20 protein-coding genes and 1 tRNA gene are annotated in these 17839 nt (G+C 68.4%); 13 read left to right on the top strand and 8 right to left on the bottom strand.

What is annotated here, in order from left to right; translation table 11 throughout:
* Positions 1-112: 112 nt before the first annotated feature.
* The 6 genes from C474_RS06000 (at position 113) to C474_RS05975 (ending at position 4683) form a co-directional block, all read left to right on the top strand.
* A complete protein-coding gene (locus C474_RS06000; protein WP_008384920.1) occupies positions 113-754 on the top strand; it encodes an adenylate kinase in 642 nt (213 codons plus the stop codon).
* 121 nt (positions 755-875) lie between these two features.
* The gene (locus tag C474_RS05995) at positions 876-1811 is read left to right on the top strand and encodes a DUF106 domain-containing protein (protein WP_008384919.1); all 936 of its coding nucleotides are present in this window, start codon (positions 876-878) and stop codon (positions 1809-1811) included.
* A 101-nt stretch (positions 1812-1912) separates the two neighbouring features.
* A complete protein-coding gene (gene cmk, locus C474_RS05990) occupies positions 1913-2491 on the top strand; it encodes a (d)CMP kinase (protein ID WP_008384918.1) in 579 nt (192 codons plus the stop codon).
* A gap of 3 nt (positions 2492-2494) precedes the next feature.
* On the top strand, positions 2495-3367 hold the full coding sequence (locus tag C474_RS05985) for an RNA-guided pseudouridylation complex pseudouridine synthase subunit Cbf5 (RefSeq protein ID WP_008384917.1): 873 nt from the start codon (positions 2495-2497) through the stop codon (positions 3365-3367).
* Positions 3368-3420: 53 nt separating this feature from the next.
* Positions 3421-4518: a succinylglutamate desuccinylase/aspartoacylase family protein gene (locus C474_RS05980; RefSeq protein ID WP_008384916.1), complete on the top strand. Its 1098-nt coding sequence runs from the start codon at positions 3421-3423 to the stop codon at positions 4516-4518.
* Between the two features lie 94 nt (positions 4519-4612).
* Positions 4613-4683: transfer RNA gene (locus C474_RS05975), tRNA-Pro, on the top strand.
* Positions 4684-4849: 166 nt separating this feature from the next.
* Here C474_RS05975 and C474_RS05970 read toward each other — a convergent pair.
* From C474_RS05970 to C474_RS05935, 7 genes are all read right to left on the bottom strand, one after another.
* Positions 4850-5074 carry a hypothetical protein gene (locus C474_RS05970; RefSeq protein WP_008384915.1) on the bottom strand — a complete coding sequence of 75 codons (225 nt, stop codon included), beginning with the start codon at positions 5072-5074 and terminating at the stop codon, positions 4850-4852.
* Positions 5071-5535, bottom strand: coding sequence for a universal stress protein (locus C474_RS05965; RefSeq protein ID WP_008384914.1), 465 nt, complete (start codon positions 5533-5535; stop codon positions 5071-5073). Before C474_RS05965 ends, C474_RS05970 begins: the two co-directional genes overlap by 4 nt.
* An 11-nt stretch (positions 5536-5546) precedes the next feature.
* Complete coding sequence (locus tag C474_RS05960) at positions 5547-7244, bottom strand: sodium:solute symporter family transporter (protein ID WP_008384912.1); 1698 nt, start codon at positions 7242-7244, stop codon at positions 5547-5549.
* Complete coding sequence (locus C474_RS05955) at positions 7241-7690, bottom strand: DUF4212 domain-containing protein (RefSeq protein WP_008384910.1); 450 nt, start codon at positions 7688-7690, stop codon at positions 7241-7243. The genes C474_RS05960 and C474_RS05955 overlap by 4 nt, the downstream gene beginning before the upstream one ends.
* A 553-nt stretch (positions 7691-8243) precedes the next feature.
* Positions 8244-9992, bottom strand: a complete 1749-nt coding sequence (gene ilvD, locus C474_RS05945) for a dihydroxy-acid dehydratase (RefSeq protein ID WP_008384908.1) — start codon at positions 9990-9992, stop codon at positions 8244-8246.
* A 110-nt stretch (positions 9993-10102) separates the two neighbouring features.
* Positions 10103-10735, bottom strand: a complete 633-nt coding sequence (locus C474_RS05940) for a MogA/MoaB family molybdenum cofactor biosynthesis protein (protein WP_008384906.1) — start codon at positions 10733-10735, stop codon at positions 10103-10105.
* Positions 10736-10775: 40 nt separating this feature from the next.
* A complete protein-coding gene (locus C474_RS05935; RefSeq protein WP_008384905.1) occupies positions 10776-11564 on the bottom strand; it encodes a helix-turn-helix transcriptional regulator in 789 nt (262 codons plus the stop codon).
* Between the two features lie 191 nt (positions 11565-11755).
* Between C474_RS05935 and C474_RS05930 the strand changes: the two genes are divergently transcribed.
* From C474_RS05930 to C474_RS05910, 5 genes are all read left to right on the top strand, one after another.
* A complete protein-coding gene (locus C474_RS05930; protein ID WP_008384903.1) occupies positions 11756-12796 on the top strand; it encodes a zinc-binding dehydrogenase in 1041 nt (346 codons plus the stop codon).
* Entirely contained in the window at positions 12786-13094 is a 309-nt protein-coding gene (locus tag C474_RS05925) for a hypothetical protein (RefSeq protein WP_008384902.1), read from the top strand. The genes C474_RS05930 and C474_RS05925 overlap by 11 nt, the downstream gene beginning before the upstream one ends.
* A gap of 123 nt (positions 13095-13217) precedes the next feature.
* A complete protein-coding gene (locus C474_RS05920; RefSeq protein ID WP_049916758.1) occupies positions 13218-13568 on the top strand; it encodes a DUF5802 family protein in 351 nt (116 codons plus the stop codon).
* Positions 13569-13635: 67 nt separating this feature from the next.
* A complete protein-coding gene (locus C474_RS05915; protein WP_008384897.1) occupies positions 13636-14235 on the top strand; it encodes a putative glycolipid-binding domain-containing protein in 600 nt (199 codons plus the stop codon).
* A gap of 65 nt (positions 14236-14300) precedes the next feature.
* Positions 14301-15197, top strand: a complete 897-nt coding sequence (locus C474_RS05910) for a Vms1/Ankzf1 family peptidyl-tRNA hydrolase (protein ID WP_008384895.1) — start codon at positions 14301-14303, stop codon at positions 15195-15197.
* Between the two features lie 21 nt (positions 15198-15218).
* On the opposite strand, the gene C474_RS05905 is transcribed toward C474_RS05910, so the two are convergent.
* Complete coding sequence (locus C474_RS05905) at positions 15219-15602, bottom strand: hypothetical protein (protein WP_152421609.1); 384 nt, start codon at positions 15600-15602, stop codon at positions 15219-15221.
* Positions 15603-15718: 116 nt separating this feature from the next.
* On the opposite strand from C474_RS05905, the gene C474_RS05900 reads away from it, so the two are divergent.
* Both C474_RS05900 and C474_RS05895 read left to right on the top strand, forming a co-directional pair.
* Positions 15719-16765, top strand: coding sequence for a DUF1611 domain-containing protein (locus C474_RS05900; protein WP_008384892.1), 1047 nt, complete (start codon positions 15719-15721; stop codon positions 16763-16765).
* 5 nt (positions 16766-16770) lie between these two features.
* Complete coding sequence (locus C474_RS05895; RefSeq protein WP_049916757.1) at positions 16771-17811, top strand: dipeptide epimerase; 1041 nt, start codon at positions 16771-16773, stop codon at positions 17809-17811.
* Positions 17812-17839 lie beyond the last annotated feature (28 nt).

Raw genomic sequence — 17839 nt, 5'->3', positions numbered from 1 at the left:
TTCGCGTGGGACCCTCACTGTGTTGGTTCGAACTCCGCTCGGGGACCCTGGGAAACGCGAAAGGACGGACGCTTTCTTCAACGTTATACCGACGGCCCGGGATGGGTCGAATATGGGTAAGCACATCCTGCTGCTCGGCGCCCCCGGCGCCGGGAAGGGAACGCAGTCGAAGCGACTCGCCGACGAGTTCGACCTCGAACACGTGACCACCGGCGACGCCCTCCGGGCGAACAAGGGGATGGACATCAGCCACCTGGACTTCGAGTACGACACGCCCCGAGAGTACATGGACGCGGGCGAACTCGTCCCCGACGACGTGGTCAACGAGATAGTGAAGACCGCCCTGCAGGAGGCGGACGGGTACGTCCTCGACGGCTACCCGCGCAACCTCGACCAGGCGGAGTACCTCACGGAGATAACCGACCTCGACGCCGTCGTCTATCTCGACGTGAGCGAGGAGGAACTCGTTGACCGACTCACCGGCCGCCGGGTCTGCCCGGACTGCGGCGCGAACTACCACGTCGAGTTCGCCCCGCCCGAGGAGAAGGGCGTCTGCGACGAGTGCGGGTCGCCGCTCGTCCAACGGGAGGACGACACCGAGGAGACGGTTCGCGAACGGCTGAGCGTCTACCACGAGAACACCGAACCCGTCGTCGACCACTACCGCGACGAGGGCGTCCTCGCGGAGGTGAACGGCGAGCAGACCCCGGACGAGGTGTTCGAGGACGTGACGGCCGCCGTCGAGGACGCGTAGCGGTACGCGACGCGACCCCACACACGCCGGCACGGCCCCTCAGCGCGCCGGTCTCTCCGAGGCCGGGAACGGAGACGAAGAGTAAAAGCTTGATAACCGGTGAGTAACTACTCTCTCGGCAATGGCACGAATCGAAGCGAAGGTGCGGGACCTCGTCTCCTCCGACCCGGAGATGCGGAGCGCCGTCGAGACCGTCCTGGCGCGGTCCGACGACGGCGAGGTCAGGTGGGTCGACGTGAAGGGAGACATCACGAGCGGCCACTGGGGTCGGCTCATCGAGAAGGGCGTCCTCGTCGACGGCGACGAGGGCTTCGAACTCGCCGACGCCGAGGCGACGCGCGCCGGTCTGGAGGAGGCGTCGGCGACCGCCGCGTCCCCGGCCTCGTCCTCGTCTTCGACCGCCTCCTCGGTCGATCTCGACGACGAGGACTCCTCGTGGTCGATGTACGACAAGATGGCGGGCGTCGTCACGGTCGGTCTGTTCGCCGCCTACGGCTGGAAGCCCCTCCGCGACATCATCGGCTCCGCGATGGACGTCGTTCTCGGACCGCTGACGGAACTGCTCCCGTTCTACGCGGTCATCATGGTCATCGCGCTGGCGACAGGGCTGTACTCGACGCTCCTGCAGGCGAACCTCATGAACATGGAGAAGATGGGGGCCTACCAAGAGCGCATGAAGGACATCCAGAAGCGGCAGAAGGAGGCCCGCGAGGCGGGCGACGACGAAGCGCTCGACGCCATCCAAGAAGAGCAGATGGAGGCGATGGGCGACCAGTTGGGGATGTTCAAAGAGCAGTTCCGCCCGATGGTGTGGATCATGTTCATCACCATCCCGGCGTTCCTCTGGATGTACTGGGCCATCGGCGTCGGCGGCAACGCCGACCCGCACGTCACGATGGGGAACATCGTCCTGCCCCTCGTCGGGAGCGTCGAGTGGACCGAGGGCGTCCTCGGCCCGATGCAGGCGTGGATTATCTGGTACTTCCTCTGCTCGATGGGGTTCACCCAGATCATCCGCAAGAGCCTCAACATCGACATCTCGCCGTCGGCGTCGTAGTCGCGCGGGCGGGCGTCCCGCACCGCTCGATCCGTTCGACACGGAACGGCACACCCGTCGGCAAAGACAACCTCTTTTAGCGGGACCGTCCGAGAGTCTCTATGTTGCTCACCGTCTCCGGTCCGCCGGGCGCCGGAAAAAGTACGACCGCCGAAACGCTCGCCGAGGCGTTCGACCTCGACCATATCTCCGGCGGCGACATCTTTCGCCAACTCGCCGCCGAACGGGGGATGACGGCAGTCGAGTTCAACAAACTCGCCGAGGAGAACGGACAGATCGACCGCGATTTGGACCGCCGCCTCCGGTCTATCGCGTTGGAACGCGACGACGTACTGTTGGAGTCGCGACTCGCCGGGTGGTTGGCCGGCGACGCCGCCGACGTCCGCCTGTGGCTGGACGCACCGCTGGACGTCCGCGCCACCCGCATCGCCGAGCGAGAGGGAAAGTCGGTCGAACTCGCCCGCGAGGAGACGTACGCGCGCGCCCAGAGCGAAGCGCTGCGCTATCAGGAGTACTACAACATTGACATCACCGACCTCGGCATCTACGACGTGACGCTCAACACCGCCCGGTGGAGTCAAGAGGACGTCCCGGACATTCTGAAAGCCGCCGTCGACGCCTACGACCCCGACGACGACGAAGGGAAGTTCCCCGTCGAGGGCGTCGAGTACGACTTCTGACCCGTGACTGACCTCCGCGACCCCCCCGACGACCGCTCGCTTGAGGCGTTGCTGTCGTTCGGCGTCGTCAACCTCGACAAACCGCCCGGCCCCTCGGCGCACCAAGTCGCCGCGTGGGTGCGGGACATGACGGGCGTCGAACGGGCGGCCCACGCCGGCACGCTCGACCCCAAGGTGACGGGCTGTCTCCCGACGCTCCTCGGCGACGCCACCCGCATGGCGCAGGTGTTCCTCGAAGGCTCGAAGGAGTACGTCTCCGTGCTGGAACTGCACGGGTCCGCGCCCTCGGACCTCGAGGCCGTCGTCGCCGAGTTCGAAGGGGAGGTGTACCAGAAGCCGCCCAGAAAGAGCGCCGTCTCGCGCCGACTCCGCTCGCGGGAGGTGTACGACCTCGACGTGTTGGAGGTGGCGGACCGACAGGCGCTGCTCCGCATCCGCTGTGAGAGCGGGACCTATATCAGAAAGCTCTGTCACGACGTCGGCCTCGCGGCCGGCACGGGCGCGCACATGGGCCACCTCCGCCGCACCGCGACGGACCCCTTCGACGATTCGACGCTGAAGAGCCTGTACGACCTCTCGGACGCCCTCGCGTTCGCCGAGGAGGGCGACGAGAGCGTCCTGCGCGAGGTGGTCGCGCCGGCCGAACGCGCCCTCTCGCACCTGCCGCACGTCACTATCGCCTACTCCGCGGCCGAGCAGGTGGCCGAGGGCGCGCCGGTGTACGCGCCCGGCGTGTTCGAGACGGACGACGCCGACCGGGGGTCGCTCGTCGCCTGCGTCACGCCGGACGACGCCGCCGTCTGTCTCGGCCGCCTCGTTGGCGACCCCGAGGCCGATTCGGGCGAGGTCGTCTCGCTCGAACGCGTGCTGATCTGACTGCGTTTCTCCGCGACCCGACCGCTTTTGCCCGCCGACCGTGACGCCGAGATATGAATCTCGGAAGCGTCGAGTCCGAACCCGGAGCGGTCGTCCGCGGGTGGTTCGAGGCGACGGACCTCCCGACCGGCGGGACGGAACGCCTCCCCCTCGTGGTCGCCGAGGGCGAGTCCGAAGGGCCGACGCTGTGGCTCACCGGCGGCGTTCACGGCGACGAGGCGACGGGCGTCGCCGTCGCGCAGGACGCGATGCGCGGGGACCTCGCGGAGGGCCTCTCGGGCACCGTCGTCTGCGTGCCCGTCGTCAACCCCGCTGGTCTCCGCCGCAACGCGCGGCAGTCCTACTACGGCGACGACGACCCGAACCGCTACTTCCCGGACCCCGAGTCCGCGTCCTCGCGCCCGCCGGGCGTGCAGGAGCGAATCGACGAGCGACTGTACGAGGCGTTCGCCGAGTCGGCGGACGCCCTCGTCGACCTCCACACCGCCCAAATCGGGTCGATGCCGTTCGTCATCCGCGACCGGGTGCTGTACGGCGAACGCCGGGACGAATCGGCGGCCGAGGAACTGGCCGCCGAACTGGATCGCCTCGCGTCGGCGTGCGGCTTTCCGGTGCTCACGGAGTACCCCGCCGCGGAGTACGTCGAACAGGCCCTCCAGCGCTCGACGGCCGGCGCGGCGCTGAACGCCGCCGGCGTCCCCGCCGTCACCGTCGAACTCGGCGGCCACAGCGTCGTCGAGGAGGACGTTCGCGCAGCAGGCGTCGCGGGCGTCTACGGCGTCCTCGTCGAACTCGGCATGCTCGACGCGGCGGACGTCCCCGACGACGTCGACGACCCCGGCGCGGGCGTCCCGACCGCCCCCGTCGACTACCCGGTGCGCCGCGCGGTCCACCCGCGGACGGAGACGGCCGGCCTCGTCCGCCACCGCGTCGAACCGGGCGATGCCGTCGAGTCGGGCGACGCCGTCGCCGACGTGGTGACGCCGCAGGGCGAGCGCATCGATACGGTCGAGACGGAGCACGACGGTTACGTCGTCGCCCGGCGCGAGGGGTTGGTCGCCTACGAGGGCGACCCCGTCCTGAGCATGGCCGTCCGCGACGACGGGGACTTGGTCGTCCCGCGCGACGCGGACGCCGACTCCGGAGAGTGACCGTCGGCCGGTCCGCCGGCGTGCCATTCCGTACCGGCGTCGACTCGAAGCGAAGCACTTAACGGTCACACGCGCATTTCATCGAATACACCCTGGGACCGTGGGGTAGTGGTATCCTCTGCCGATGGGGTCGGTAGGACCTGAGTTCGACTCTCAGCGGTCCCACTCCACCTTTTTACTTCGTCGGGTTCGCTCTTCGAGCGAACCGCTCCTCGCAAAAAGCTGGACCAAAAAGGAGCCGCGCTCCGCTCACTTCGTTCGCTCCGCGCGGTGCGACATTCTTTGTCACCGCCGGCCGGTTTGAAGATGAGACTCAGCTATTTGTGGGCGTTCAACTCCTCTTTCGCTGCTCCCGCGCCACGTCCAACGACCAGAAGAACCCGAAGTACGCCGCCACGCCGGCGACCATGAACAGGTAGTAGGCCCACTGCGGTCCCTGCACGAACTCGAAGAACAGGGAGACGGCCACGACCCACCCGATGGCGAAGGTGAGGTCTGCGAGCATCCCCGACCCGTGCTCTCGGAGGGTGTCGACGGGACCCGACGAGGAGTTCACGACTCGGCCCCCTCGTTGTCGACGACGAGCACCGGCAGTCGGGTCCGGCGGAGCACCTTCTCGGCGACGCTGCCGAGGACGACGCGCGAGAGGCCCGAGCGTCCGTGCGACCCCATCACGACGAGGTCGATGTCGTTCTCCTCGACGAACTTCCGGATGGCGCGGGCGGGTTCGCCCGCGGTGATGTGCTCCTCGGCGGGGACGCCGCGTTCGCGGGCCGCGTCCGCGACGTAGCCGGTGGCCTTCTCGGCCGCCCCCTTCACCTCGGGCATCTCGTCGAGGTGACCGCTCCGGATGCGGTCGACCTGTTCGGCGCCGAGCGAGTAACTCGTCGCGTTCACGTCGATGACGTAGAGGGCGTGCACCGTCGCGCCGTACTTCTCGGCGAGGTCGACGGCCTGTTCGACCGCCTGCCGCGACGTGTCGCTGCCGTCCGTCGGAACCAGGATGTGTTCGTACATGGTCGAGTCGATTAGTCGTCCGCGGGAGTCCCCCCGCTCCCGTCGTTGCCCACCACGTCCTCCGCCGTCTGCTGCTGCCCCATGGGCTCGGGGCTGTGACACTGTCTGACCATCCGTTTGGTTTCGAGCGGCGGTTCGTCGGTGACCAACGAGACGCCGATGGTGACCGCGAACACGATGGGGACGGCCACGAGGGCGGACCCGATGGCGGGAAGCCACTGCGCGAGGACGGGCGAGAGGACGCCGTCGGCGCCCGCCGCGCCCGCGAACAGGCCGTAACTCGGCAGCACCTCGTTCACGATGGGGGTGAACCAGATGAGGAGGCCGGTGGTCATCCCGGCCAGCGCGCCCTGCCGGTTCGTGTTCTCCCACCAGAGTCCGAGAAAGAACATCGGGAACAGGACCGCTCCGGCGAGCGAGAACGCGTAGGAGACCAGCGCGGCGATGGGCGCCGCGGGGTCCAACGCCGCGAGCGTCGTGAACACGCCCAAGGAGACGATGCTAAGTCGGCCGACGAGCACCTGCTGTCGCTGGGTCGCGTCCTCGTTGATGATGTTGACGTAGATGTCGTGGGCGATGGCCGAGGACCCGGCGATGAACAGGCCGGCCGTAGTGGCGATGGCCGCGGCGATACCGCCGGCGGCGACGAGGCCGACGAACCACGTCGGGAGGTTCGCCAGTTGCGCCGCCAGCACGACGATGACGTCGCCCGCGGCGCTTGTCATGCCGGGGTCGCCGTACACCGCGCCGATGTTCTTCGCGTAGAGGTCCGTGCCGAACGCCGCGAACGCGGGCGCGCTCAGGTAGAGGAGCAGGATGAACCCGAGACCCCACACGGTCGACCAGCGGGCGGTCCGCTCGCTCTCGACGGTGTAGAACCGAACGAGCACGTGCGGGAGGCCGCAGGTACCGACGACCAAGGAGAACGCCGTGGCGATCCAGAGATAGTAGCTCTCGTTCACGAACGGTTCGCTGAACTCGCTGCCGAGTTGGCTTATCAGCGCTCCGTACTCGATCTGCGGGAGCACCGTGGAGTAGCCCTGCGTGAAGCCGACGGCGTACAGGCCCGCGAGGAAGGCGATGATGAGGATGACGTACTGGACGGCCATGTTCTTCGTCGCGCCGAGCATCCCCGACAGCGTCAGGTAGCCGACGGTGATGGCCATCATGGCGACGACCATCGACTGGTAGCCGCTGAGCCCCGGGATGCCGATGTCGCCGAAGATGTAGACGCCGACGAGACCCATACCGCGGGCCTGTCCGATGGCGTAGACGAACCCGATGAGGAACGTCGTCACCGCCGCGATGGCGCGGGCGCCGTCGGAGTTGAAGCGGTCGCCGACGAAGTCCGGTGCGGTGTACTTGCCGAACCGCCGCATCTGCGCCGCCATGAAGATGAGGAGGATGAAGTAGCCCGCCGACCAGCCGACGATGAACGCCAGCCCGTAGAACCCCGAGAGGGCGATGAGCGCGGCCATCCCGAGATACGACGCCGCGGACATCCAGTTGGCGCCGATTGCCATGCCGTTCTCCACGTTCCCGATGGACCGGCCGCCGACCCACATCCCCTCGGCGTCGGCCACCTTGAACGCGTAGCCGATGGCGAGAAACAGGAGGAGCATCGCCGTGACCATGATGGCCGGGACGAGTTTGAACGAGACATTGAGCCCTTCCGGCAGCAGTCCGCTCTGGAGGAGGAGACCCGTCATTCGGCCCGCCCCCCGTCGGTCGCCGCGCTCTCGGGACCACCGCTGGGTCCTTCCGCAGTCGTCCCGTGGGCGATGCCGTACTCCTCGTCGAGGGCGTCGCGCTTACGCGCGTACCAGAACGCGAGTATGAGCGCTCCGAGCGGCGCCCCGATAGCGACGAGGAAGTAGTGCAGCGGGAAGCCGACGACGGGCACCGTCCTCGTCATCAGGTCCGGCACGACCGCAGTCAGGGTCACCGGGCCGAAGACGACGAGTGCCCACGCGACGAATCCGGTCCAGATGATGCGCAGGTGGTCCCGCATGAAGGGCGTGCTCGGGCGCAGGAGGTTCACCTCCCTCTCGAGGTAGTCGACGTCTCGGTGGTCCCGACCCGCGGAGGCGGCGACGCCGCCGTCCGGTTCCACCGTCGGTTCGTCGGCGGGTTCGCGTGTACTGTCGTCTGACATAGTTGTAACTACGTGTCCGGCGGTCCGTCTCAGCGTGGAAGCCCGTTAGCCGTCTCCGACTCGACGCTCGTTCGGGTCCTCTCTTCGGCGGTCGGCGCGCGTCGCATCCGCTCCGCGCCGACCGTCGTCGCTCTGGCGGCGGAACGCGGAGGCGCGGGACCGAAGGCGGCGTCAATCGTCGGAACGGCCGGGATTTCACCCGTCGACCGTTCTCGACCGGACACGATTTCTCAAAACCCGCCCCACACTATAATAATTGTTCATCATTGGAAATAATTAGCAGTTCCCCAGAGACTATCACCCCCTACCTAATCGCCCGCCAGAGGCGCCGTGGATGTCGCGTGAGCGGACCGGATACGGGGGGAGGACGACGTTCGGTCCGGACCCGTCTCTCGCTCGAACGGCTACCGCTTCGCGCCGGGGTTCGTCACCGCGCCGTTCCACCTTTTCCTCGCTCACTCCGGGAGAACGGCGTTCTCCCGTGCTCCCGTTCGCCTTCGGCTCACGGGAACGCCGTTCGCTCGAAAAGCTGGACCAAAAGGTCGGGCGTCGGTTACCGCTTCGCGCCGGGGTTCGTCACCGCGCCGTTCGCGGCGGAGCCGAAGTCGTTGCCGTACTTCGCAAGCACGCCCGTGGTGTAGACCGGTTCGCGCGGTTCCCACTCCTCTCTACGCGCTTCGAGTTCCTCCTCGGAGAGGTCGACCGACAGTTCGCGGTTCTGGATGTCGACGGTCACCGTGTCGCCGTCTTCGAGCAGGGCGATGGGGCCGCCATCGGCCGCCTCGGGGGCGACGTGGCCGACCATCGGACCGCGCGTCGCGCCGGAGAACCGCCCGTCGGTCAGGAGGGCCACGTCGTCCTCGTGGCCCTGTCCGACGACGGCGGCGGTGACGCCGAGCATCTCGCGCATGCCGGGGCCGCCCTTCGGTCCCTCGTTGCGGATGGCGAGAACCTCGCCCGACTCGATGTGCCCCTCCTGAACGTAGCGCATCGTCTCCTCCTCGTTCTCGAAGACGCGCACGGGGCCGGAGTGGTGGAACTTATCGTCGCCGGTCACCTTCAGCACCGCGCCGTCGGGCGCGAGGTTGCCCGTGAGAATCTTGATGGCGCCCTCCTCCTGGTAGGGGTCGTCGACGGTGTAGATGAAGTCGCCGCCGACCTCCTCGTCGCTCGGCAGGTCGAGGCGCTCCAGTTCCTCGGCGACCGTTCGGCCCGTGACGGTCATCGCGTCGCCGTGGAACAACCCGGCGTCGAGGAGTCGTCGGATGACGACGGGGACACCGCCCTCCTCGTGCAGGTCGTTCATGACGCGCGTGCCGCCGGGTTGGAGGTTCGCTATCTTCGGCGTCCGGCGCGATATCTCGTCGAACTCCTCGATGGAGAGGTCGATGCCCGCCTCCGCCGCGAGGGCCAGCAGGTGGAGGACGGCGTTCGTCGACCCGCCGACGGCCACCTGCAGGGCGATGGCGTTCTCGAAGGACTCCTTCGAGAGGATGTCGGAGGGACGCAGGTCGTTCTCGACGGCTTCGAGGACGGCCTCGCCGGCGCGGCGGGCCACGTCGTATCGCTCCTCGGACTCGGCGGGTGCGGAAGCCGAACCGAGCGGCGCCAATCCGAGCGCCTCGGAGATGGAGGCCATCGTGTTCGCGGTGAACATCCCGCCGCAGGACCCGGCGCCGGGGCAGGCGTTGCGCTCCAGTTCGTCGAGTTCGTCGGCGCTCATGTCGCCCTCGGCGTAGGTGCCGACGCCCTCGAAGACGCTCTGGACGGTCACCTCGCGGCCCTGATGCTCGCCGGGCATGATGGACCCGCCGTAGAGGAACACGGAGGGGAGGTCCGTCCGGATGGCGGCCATCATCATGCCGGGGAGGTTCTTGTCGCACCCGGCGACGGTGACCAAGGCGTCCATCCGTTCGCCGAACGAGACGAGTTCGACGGAGTCGGCGATGACCTCCCTGGAGATGAGCGACGCCTTCATCCCTTCGGTCCCCATCGAGATGGCGTCCGAGATGGTGATGGTGCCGAACTCGATGGGCATCCCGCCCGCCGCGTCTACGCCCTCGATGGCGGCGTCGGCGACGTCGTCGAGGTGGGCGTTGCACGGCGTGATGTCCGCCGCGGGGTTGGCGACGCCGACCATCGGCGACCCGAGGTCCTCGTCGTCGAACCCCATCGCGCGGAACATCGCGCGGTGCGGGGCCTTGTCCGGCCCTTCCGTGACCTCCGTGCTGCGGAGGCGTTCGTCTTTCCCGCTGGAGAATCGCTCGTCGTCGTCTTCCTCGCGGGGTTTCTGACTGCTCATGTCTGGTGATATCCGGGCCGGAGCCTTAAAATACCGCAACGGGACAGAAATCGCAGGTTCGTCGTGTCACCGGGTCGCCGGGTCGTCGAATCGCCGCCCGCGCCGCCGTCTCACTCTCGCTGCGCCAACCCCGCCAGATGCGGCGCCTCGGGGACTAGAATCTCCTCGGCGCCGAGGCGGGCGGCGTTCTCGCTGCCGGGGAGGCAGAACACCGGCGTGTGGTCGGCGATGCCGGCCGTCGCGCGGGTGCCGACGACGCGCGTGCCTATCTCGTCGTAGGACAGTCGTCGGAACAGTTCGCCGAACCCGGGCAGCGTCTTGTGCATGAGGTCGGCGACGGCCTCGACGGTCACGTCGTCGGGCGTGACGCCGGTTCCCCCCGTCGTGACCACGATATCGACGTCGTCGCGGTCGACGAGGCGGTTCACCGTCGACTGGACGCCGTCGAAGGAGTCGTCGATGAGTTCGCGGACGGTAATCTGGTGGCCTTCCTCCTCGAAGGCGTCGCGGATGGCGTCGCCCGCGGGGTCGTCCTCTATCGACCGCGAGGTGGAGACGGTGACGACGCCGACGCCGAGGTCGGTCACGTCGTGGTCGTGATGGTGGTCGTGGTCGTGACCCTCGCCGTGGTCGTCTCCGGTTTCGCCTCTGCCGCCCTCGTTCCCTCGCTGGCCGTCGTGGTGTTCTCGGTGGTTGTGCGAGTCGCCGGCGCTTCCGATGCCGTCGTGTCCGTGTTCGCTCACGACTCGCGGTTCGCCCCCGCGGGACAAAGTTCTCGCGCCCTCAGTTGTCGGCCTCGATGCCGGACGGAGTGAGACGCCGGGCGTCGGTGGAGAGGGTCTCGAACCACGTCTCGGCCCACGCGCACGCGTCGGCGGTGTCGTTGACGATGATGCCGCGGACGCCCGTATCGCTGTAGACCACGACGCCGGCCTCCGTCTCGGTGAGCCACAGGCCGAAGGAGAACGGCACCTCCCCGCGCAGAATGGTCACCCGTTCGTCGCGGAGTTGGGCGAGCAGGGTCTCTCGGGTGCTGGTCGTGGCGACGAGGCTGTCGAGGACGTCGGCGTTGATGACCATCTCGACGCGGGCGTCGTTCGCCCGCGCGGCCTCGTAGAATCCGCGCAGATGCCCGGAGAGGGCGACGGGAGCGATGCCGCGGAGATGCGTCGCCGACTCCACGCTGTCGAACAAGCGCTGGACGACGCTGTCGGGCATCTCCGGCGTCGCCACGTGGACGTCGGCGCCGGTGAGAAAGTCCGAGTCGATGGGCGCGTCCGGTCCGAGATGCGAGAGCACGCCCGCCGCGGACTCCACTCCGCGCATCCGGTCGTGGAACGCCTCGACGGCGTCGAGCGCCGACCGACCGGCCAGCGTCGCCTCGTACCGCCCGTCGGCGCGTCGCACCAACCCCGCGTCGACGAGTTCGCGTACCGCCCGGTCGATGGTGGAGCGGGAACTGTCCACCGCCTCCGTCAGTTCGGGCTTGGTCAGCGGTCCTTGGACGAGTGCTCGAAGCATCGGTTCGCGGTTCGTGACCACGGCTTCGAGCGACTGTCCGAGACCTGCCATCGTCCGGATGTCGGGCAGGATTGTGATGAATATTGTGACTCCGTCACTAATCCTACCCAGCGGTGGGCGTTCCGGAATCCGGTGAAGGACGCCGAATCCAGCCGTCGTCTTCGAGTTCGTCGATTGTCTATGTAGAAGTCTGATGTTCGTCGAAACGCGGGCTTTTGCCGGTGCCGTGCGACGGCGTGAGTATGCAGGCTGTCCAATTCGCGGAACACGGCGACCGAGACGTCATCGAGTACGGCGATTTCCCGGACCCGGAGGCGGGGCGCGGCGAAGTCGTGGTCGACGTGAAGGCGGCGGCGTTGAACCACCTCGACATCTGGACGCGGCGGGGGATGCCCGGCATCGACCTGGAGATGCCGCACGTCCCCGGCAGCGACATGGCGGGCGTCGTCGAGGAAGTCGGCCCCGGCGTCACGCGCTTCGAACCCGGCGACAGAGTGGCGCTCATCGCGGGCGTCGCCGGCGAGAACACCGAGTTCTCGCGGAAGGGCGACCCGACGCTGTCGTACGACTTCCACATCATCGGCGAACACGTCCGCGGCGTCCACTCGGAGTACGCGGCCGTCCCCGCGGCGAACCTCGTGCCGGTCCCTGAGGGCGTCGATTGGGAGGTGGCCGGATCAGCGTCGCTGGTGTTCCAGACGGCGTGGCGGATGCTCGTCGACCGAGGCGAACTCCGCCCGGGCGAGTCCGTCCTCGTCCTCGGCGCGTCCGGCGGCGTCGGCCACGCGGCCGTCCAGATAGCCGACCACGCGGGCGCGGAGGTGTACGCGACGGCGTCGACCGAGGAGAAACTGGAGTACGCCCGCGAGTGCGGCGCGGACCACGTCATCAACTACGACGAGGACGACTTCGCCGAGGTCGTCGGCGAGAAGACCGGTCGGCGCGGCGTCGACATGGTGGTCGACCACGTCGGCGCGGACACCTACCAGGACTCCCTGAAGAGCCTCCGGAAGGGGGGTCGCGTCGTCACCTGCGGGGCGACGACGGGTCCGAACCCCGACGCGGGTCTGAACCGCATCTTCTGGAACCAGCTCTCGGTCATCGGGTCGACGATGGCGACGCCGGGGCAGGCCGACGAGGCCCTCCAGCACGTCTGGGACGGCACCTTCGAACCCCGAATCCGGGAGACGCTCCCGATGAGCGAGGCGGCGCGCGCCCACGAGATGATAGAGAACCGTGAGGGCTTTGGCAAGGTGGTGGTAATCCCCGATAGTGAGCTCTGAGGACGACGACTCTGGCGGATACGTCCACCGACCCGGGGGCACTCCCGGCGCCGACGCGAGTCGCGACGAACCCGAGGCGACCGGGTTCGGGACCAGAGGATGGGGCCTCGTCGCCGTCTTGGTGCTCTGCACGCTGGTCGTGCCGGGAATCATCTACCTCGACCCGTCGGTGTTCGCGGCCGTCGGCGTCCCCTACACCGTCGCCCTCCTCATCCTCCCCCTCCTGCCGGCCGGCATCCTCGGTCTGACGGCCGTCTGGTCGATGACCGGTGCGACCCGAGGCGGGCGAGAGGACTGACACGCGGCCGCGCCCCGCTTCGAATCCGTCGACTGCTATCCGTCGACCGCTCTGTTTGCGCGACCATATGTAGCTTGGCGACAAAGTTTATGTTCTATCCTGTGTGAGATTCACATGCACAGAATGTTCGAACAGTTTTCAAGCGGTTACTACCTGGGTCGTCTGTACGTCGAACCGTACGACGGTGACGTTCCCGCGATACACCGAACCGACCACACGCACGTCAACGAACGCCTGTACGCCGAGGCGGACCTCGTCCGCCTCGACGTGCCTCTCGTGATGAAACTCGACACCGGGCACTTCCCCGTCGTCGGCGACGAGGGCGTTCCCTCCGGCACGCTCGCCATCCCCCGCGACTTCGCGGGGTCGAACCTCCCGGACGACAGGGACGTGCTCCTCGCAAAGCCCGCGCGGGCGAACGAACTCCTGCGCTATGCGGGGTACGACGTCGACGACGACGCCGTGATGGCCTGAGTTCGCCGCGCGTGCGGCCCGCGAGGCGTCTCACCCTCTTTAATACCGTTTCCGGCGAGCCTCCGGCATGTACTCGCACTACTGCTGGGAACCGGTCGGCGCGGTCGGGTTCGAGGACTGCGCCGTCGCGTTCACGTCAGGGCTCCGCGCGGACGGACTGGTCGTCGCAGTCGACGAAGGGGGCGACGCCGCGCGGGTCAGATACCGAATCCGGACGGACGCCGAGTTCGGAACCGAGACCGTCCGGGTCGACCGACTCGACGTCGACGACGGGGACGACGCCGCCGTGTCCGAGTCGCTCTCGCTCGTCGCCGACCGGGGGTCGTGGACCGTCGACGGCGAACCGACCCCGGAACTCGACGGCTGCGTCGACGTTGACATCGCGGTGACGCCGCTGACGAACACGCTCCCGATTCGGCGCCTCGGGCTGGCCCCGGGCGAGTCGGAGACGATAGACGCCGTCTACCTCGACCCGCGGACCCTCGGCGTGTCGCGCGCGGAGCAACGGTACACCCGCCTCGCCCCCGACGAGGGGGCGGACGAGGACCGCTACCGGTACGAGAGCCTCGAAACCGGCTTCGCCGCGACGCTGACCGTGGACGCCGCGGGCGTCGTCCGCGACTACCCCGACCTGTTCCGTCGCGTCCGGAGTCCGCCCGCGGAGTAGCCACCGACCGCCGCGGGCCGTACAAGGCGCACGTTCAAGTGCGCCGCGTCCCCGCGTTCGTACCGATGCTGGACGAGTTGCTGGGGCGGGCGGAACTGAAGGCGCGCATCGAGGAGCTAGAGGAGGAAAAACGGCACCTCGAACGCCGCGCCGAGGCCGAGGAGGAGCGTCGCTCGGAGGCTGCCAGCGAGCGTCAGGATGCCGAAAAGGAGGTCAACCGCCTCGAAGACCGGGTCACGGAGTTGGAGGACAGAGTCCGCCGACTCGGCGGCGACGAGGAGTCCGAACTCGACTTCCGGGGGACCGAGGACCTCCGCGGCGAGCGTCTGACGGAGGTGCTGTCCCGCCTCGAATCGTTCGAAACCGGACCGGAGGGGGCGTTCTCGGCCGCCGTCTCCGACGACGTTCCCGACGACGCGGCCGAGGCGTTCGGCGACAGGGCCGCCCTCGTCCGCCGTGCCGGCCCCTGCGTCTGTCTCACCGACGACGCCGGACTCGTCTCTGTCGCCCTCGACGCCCCGACGCCGCCCGACCCGTTCGCGGAGTGGGGGAAGGAGTTCCGATTGGAGCGGTCGTGGTTCGTCCCCGCCGAACCCGTCCGCGTCGCACTCGTCCGCTCGGACCTGTTCGCCCTCGGCGTCTACGACGGCGACTCCCTGACGCTCGTCGACGACGTGGAATCCGACGTGATGAACGCCCACTCGAAGGGCGGGTTCTCGCAGGCGCGCTTCGAGCGACGGCGCGACGAGCAGGTGGACAACCACCTCGACCGGGCGAAGGAGATGCTCGCCGCCCACGAAGACGCCGCCGACGGACTCGTCGTCCTCGGCGAACGGACGGTGCTCGGGGAGTTTCGAGAACGGGCCGACCGGGTGGCGACGGTGGACGCCTCGGGTGACCCCGAAGAGTCGCTTCGCGAGGCGGTCAGGGAGTTTTGGACGACGCGGCTGTACCGTCTCTGAACCGGAAGTTCGACCGAATCGTCAGATTCCCGGCGGCACGCCGAGGGCCTGGAACGAACTGTAGCCGAAGTACGCGGCTACGTAGAGGATGATGAACGAGATTGTCCACGTGCCGACCGAGATGGCGATGGCCTGCCCGATGCCCTTCTCGTAGAGGATGTCGACGGTGATCACGTACGCGATGACGGCGAGTGCGGGTCCGAGCGCGACCGCGTAGCCGCCGACGCCCACGACGCCCGAGATGAAGTACGTCACGCCGAACCAGACGACCGACGTGATGGCGGCCGTGAGCAGCGAGTACGCGACGCTCGCCCCGTCGCTCAGGACGCTGGTGGTGACGTACGTCGCCGCGGCGACGATCAAGAAACTCAACACCGTACCGAGGAGGCTCGCGGTGATAGTCACCGGCATTCCGCTCCGAAGGACGGGCGTGCGCCCCTTATGTAGTTGGGCCGGGAGGGTCGGAGACGCGCCGACCGAAACACCCGAAATTAAGCCCCTCGTCGTCGTCGTCTCGGGATATGACCGCAGGAACAGACGGCGACCCCCGCCGGGTCGTCGTCCTCGCGCACGAGAAGTTCCCCGACCGGGCGAAGACGGCGACGGGCGTCCTCAAGTACGCCGACTACGACGTGGTCGCCGTCCTCGACCGAGACAACCCCGGCACCTCCGCGCGGGACCACCGCGCCGACCTGCCGGACGTGCCCGTCGTCGCCTCGATGGACGACGCGCCGGAGGCGGACGCCCTCCTCGTCGGCATCGCCCCCATCGGCGGCGGCTTCGACGAGTCCTGGCGCGACGACGTGCGGACCGCCATCGAGCGAGGGTGCGACCTCATCTCCGGTCTGCACTACTTCCTGAACGACGACGAGGAGTTCGCCGAGCTCGCCGCCGAACGCGGCGTCGAGATAAACGACGTGCGGAGACCGCACGAGGACCTCTCGGTGTCGCAGGGACGCGCGAGCGAGGTGGACGCCGACATCGTCCTCACCGTCGGCACCGACTGCTCGGTCGGCAAGATGACCGTCTCCTTGGAACTGCTGGAGGCGGCGCGGGAACGCGGCGTCGACGCCGGGTTCATCCCGACGGGCCAGACGGGCATCATGATATCCGGGTGGGGCAACCCCGTCGACCGCGTCGTCTCGGACTTCACCGCCGGCGCCGTCGAGGAGATGATACTCGAAGTCGGCGACGACTACGACGTGCTGTTCGTCGAGGGGCAGGGCAGCATCGTCCACCCCGCTTACTCCGCGGTCACCTGCGGCATCCTCCACGGCGCGATGCCCGACGCGATGGTGCTGTGTCACGCCGCGGGCCGCGAGGCCATTCACGGCTACGAGTCGTTCGAGATGCCGCCGATTCCGGAGTACGTCGACCTGTACGAGTCGCTGTCGGCGCCCGTCCGCGAGTCGGGCGTCGTCGCCGGCGCGCTGAACACCTTCCATCTCGACGACGACGGGGCGGCCCGCGAGGCCGTCGACGAGTACGCGGCCGAACTCGACGCGCCCGCCGCCGACGTCGTGCGCTTCGGCGCCGACGAGGTGCTGGACGCGGTGCTGGAGGACTGATCGTGTTGCTGACGACGGAGTTCGAGCGGGTCTCGTACCCGCTCGCCGAGGAGTTCACCATCTCGCGGAGCACGCAGACGGAGGCGGAGAACGTCGTCGTCCGAATCACCGACGACGGCGGCATGACCGGCGTCGGCGCGGCGGCCCCCTCCGCGCACTACGGCGAGACGGCCGACACCGTCGAGGCCGTCCTCCCGGAACTGCTGGACGCGGTGGAGTCCGTCGGCGACCCGCACGGCATCGCCCGCATCGAGCGGAAGATGCGCGAACGCGTCGCCGACAACCCGGCCGCCCGCGCGGGCGTCGAGATAGCCCTCCACGACCTCGCCTCGAAGCGACTGGGCGTCCCCCTCTACCGGCAGTGGGGGCTCGACCCCGCCGACGCGCCGCCCACGTCGTTCACCGTCGGACTCGACGAGACGGAGACGATGCGCGAGAAGACCGAGTCGGCGGTCGAAGCGGGCTATCCCGTCCTCAAGGTAAAACTCGGCACCGACCGCGACGAGGAGATAGTCGGGGCGGTGCGGGAGGCGGCGCCGGAGGCGACGATTCGCGTCGACGCCAACGAGGCGTGGACCCCTCGGGAGGCCGTCCGGATGTCGGAGACGCTCGCGGAGTACGACGTGGAGTTCGTCGAACAGCCCGTTCCGGCGACGGACCCCGAGGGGCTGAAGTTCGTCTACGAGCGCTCGGCGCTCCCGATAGCCGCCGACGAGTCCTGCGTCGCGCTGGCCGACGTGCCGCGCGTCGCCGACCGCGTCGACATCGTGAACCTGAAGCTGATGAAGTGCGGCGGCCTCGCGGAGGCGACGCGGATGATACACGCCGCCCGCGCGCACGGACTGGAGGTGATGCTCGGCTGTATGATCGAGTCGAACGCCGCCATCGCCGCCGCCTGCCACCTCGCCCCCCTCCTCGACTACGCGGACCTCGACGGAGCGCTCCTCCTCGAATCGGACGACTACGAGGGCGTCCCCATCGAGGACGGCCGGATACGCCTGCGCGAGTCGAACCGGAGCGGGACCGGCGCGCGTCGGGTCGACTGACTCTCCCCGCCGGCGCTCCGCTCTATTT

The sequence above is a fragment of the Halogeometricum pallidum JCM 14848 genome, assembly GCF_000337095.1.
GTDB classification, from domain to species: domain Archaea; phylum Halobacteriota; class Halobacteria; order Halobacteriales; family Haloferacaceae; genus Halogeometricum; species Halogeometricum pallidum.
Note: the sequence above shows the minus strand (reverse complement) of the source record. Positions and strands in the feature narration are given on the sequence as shown.

Bases quoted from the DNA above. Each gene is read 5' to 3' on its own strand.
- C474_RS06000 (WP_008384920.1), top strand. From the start codon at position 113: ATGGGTAAGCACATCCTGCTGCTCGGCGCCCCCGGCGCCGGGAAGGGA.
- C474_RS05995 (WP_008384919.1), top strand. From the start codon at position 876: ATGGCACGAATCGAAGCGAAGGTGCGGGACCTCGTCTCCTCCGACCCG.
- cmk (WP_008384918.1), top strand. From the start codon at position 1,913: ATGTTGCTCACCGTCTCCGGTCCGCCGGGCGCCGGAAAAAGTACGACC.
- C474_RS05980 (WP_008384916.1), top strand. From the start codon at position 3,421: ATGAATCTCGGAAGCGTCGAGTCCGAACCCGGAGCGGTCGTCCGCGGG.
- C474_RS05965 (WP_008384914.1), bottom strand. From the start codon at position 5,535: ATGTACGAACACATCCTGGTTCCGACGGACGGCAGCGACACGTCGCGG.
- C474_RS05960 (WP_008384912.1), bottom strand. From the start codon at position 7,244: ATGACGGGTCTCCTCCTCCAGAGCGGACTGCTGCCGGAAGGGCTCAAT.
- C474_RS05955 (WP_008384910.1), bottom strand. From the start codon at position 7,690: ATGTCAGACGACAGTACACGCGAACCCGCCGACGAACCGACGGTGGAA.
- ilvD (WP_008384908.1), bottom strand. From the start codon at position 9,992: ATGAGCAGTCAGAAACCCCGCGAGGAAGACGACGACGAGCGATTCTCC.
- C474_RS05935 (WP_008384905.1), bottom strand. From the start codon at position 11,564: ATGGCAGGTCTCGGACAGTCGCTCGAAGCCGTGGTCACGAACCGCGAA.
- C474_RS05930 (WP_008384903.1), top strand. From the start codon at position 11,756: ATGCAGGCTGTCCAATTCGCGGAACACGGCGACCGAGACGTCATCGAG.
- C474_RS05920 (WP_049916758.1), top strand. From the start codon at position 13,218: ATGTTCGAACAGTTTTCAAGCGGTTACTACCTGGGTCGTCTGTACGTC.
- C474_RS05915 (WP_008384897.1), top strand. From the start codon at position 13,636: ATGTACTCGCACTACTGCTGGGAACCGGTCGGCGCGGTCGGGTTCGAG.
- C474_RS05910 (WP_008384895.1), top strand. From the start codon at position 14,301: ATGCTGGACGAGTTGCTGGGGCGGGCGGAACTGAAGGCGCGCATCGAG.
- C474_RS05900 (WP_008384892.1), top strand. From the start codon at position 15,719: ATGACCGCAGGAACAGACGGCGACCCCCGCCGGGTCGTCGTCCTCGCG.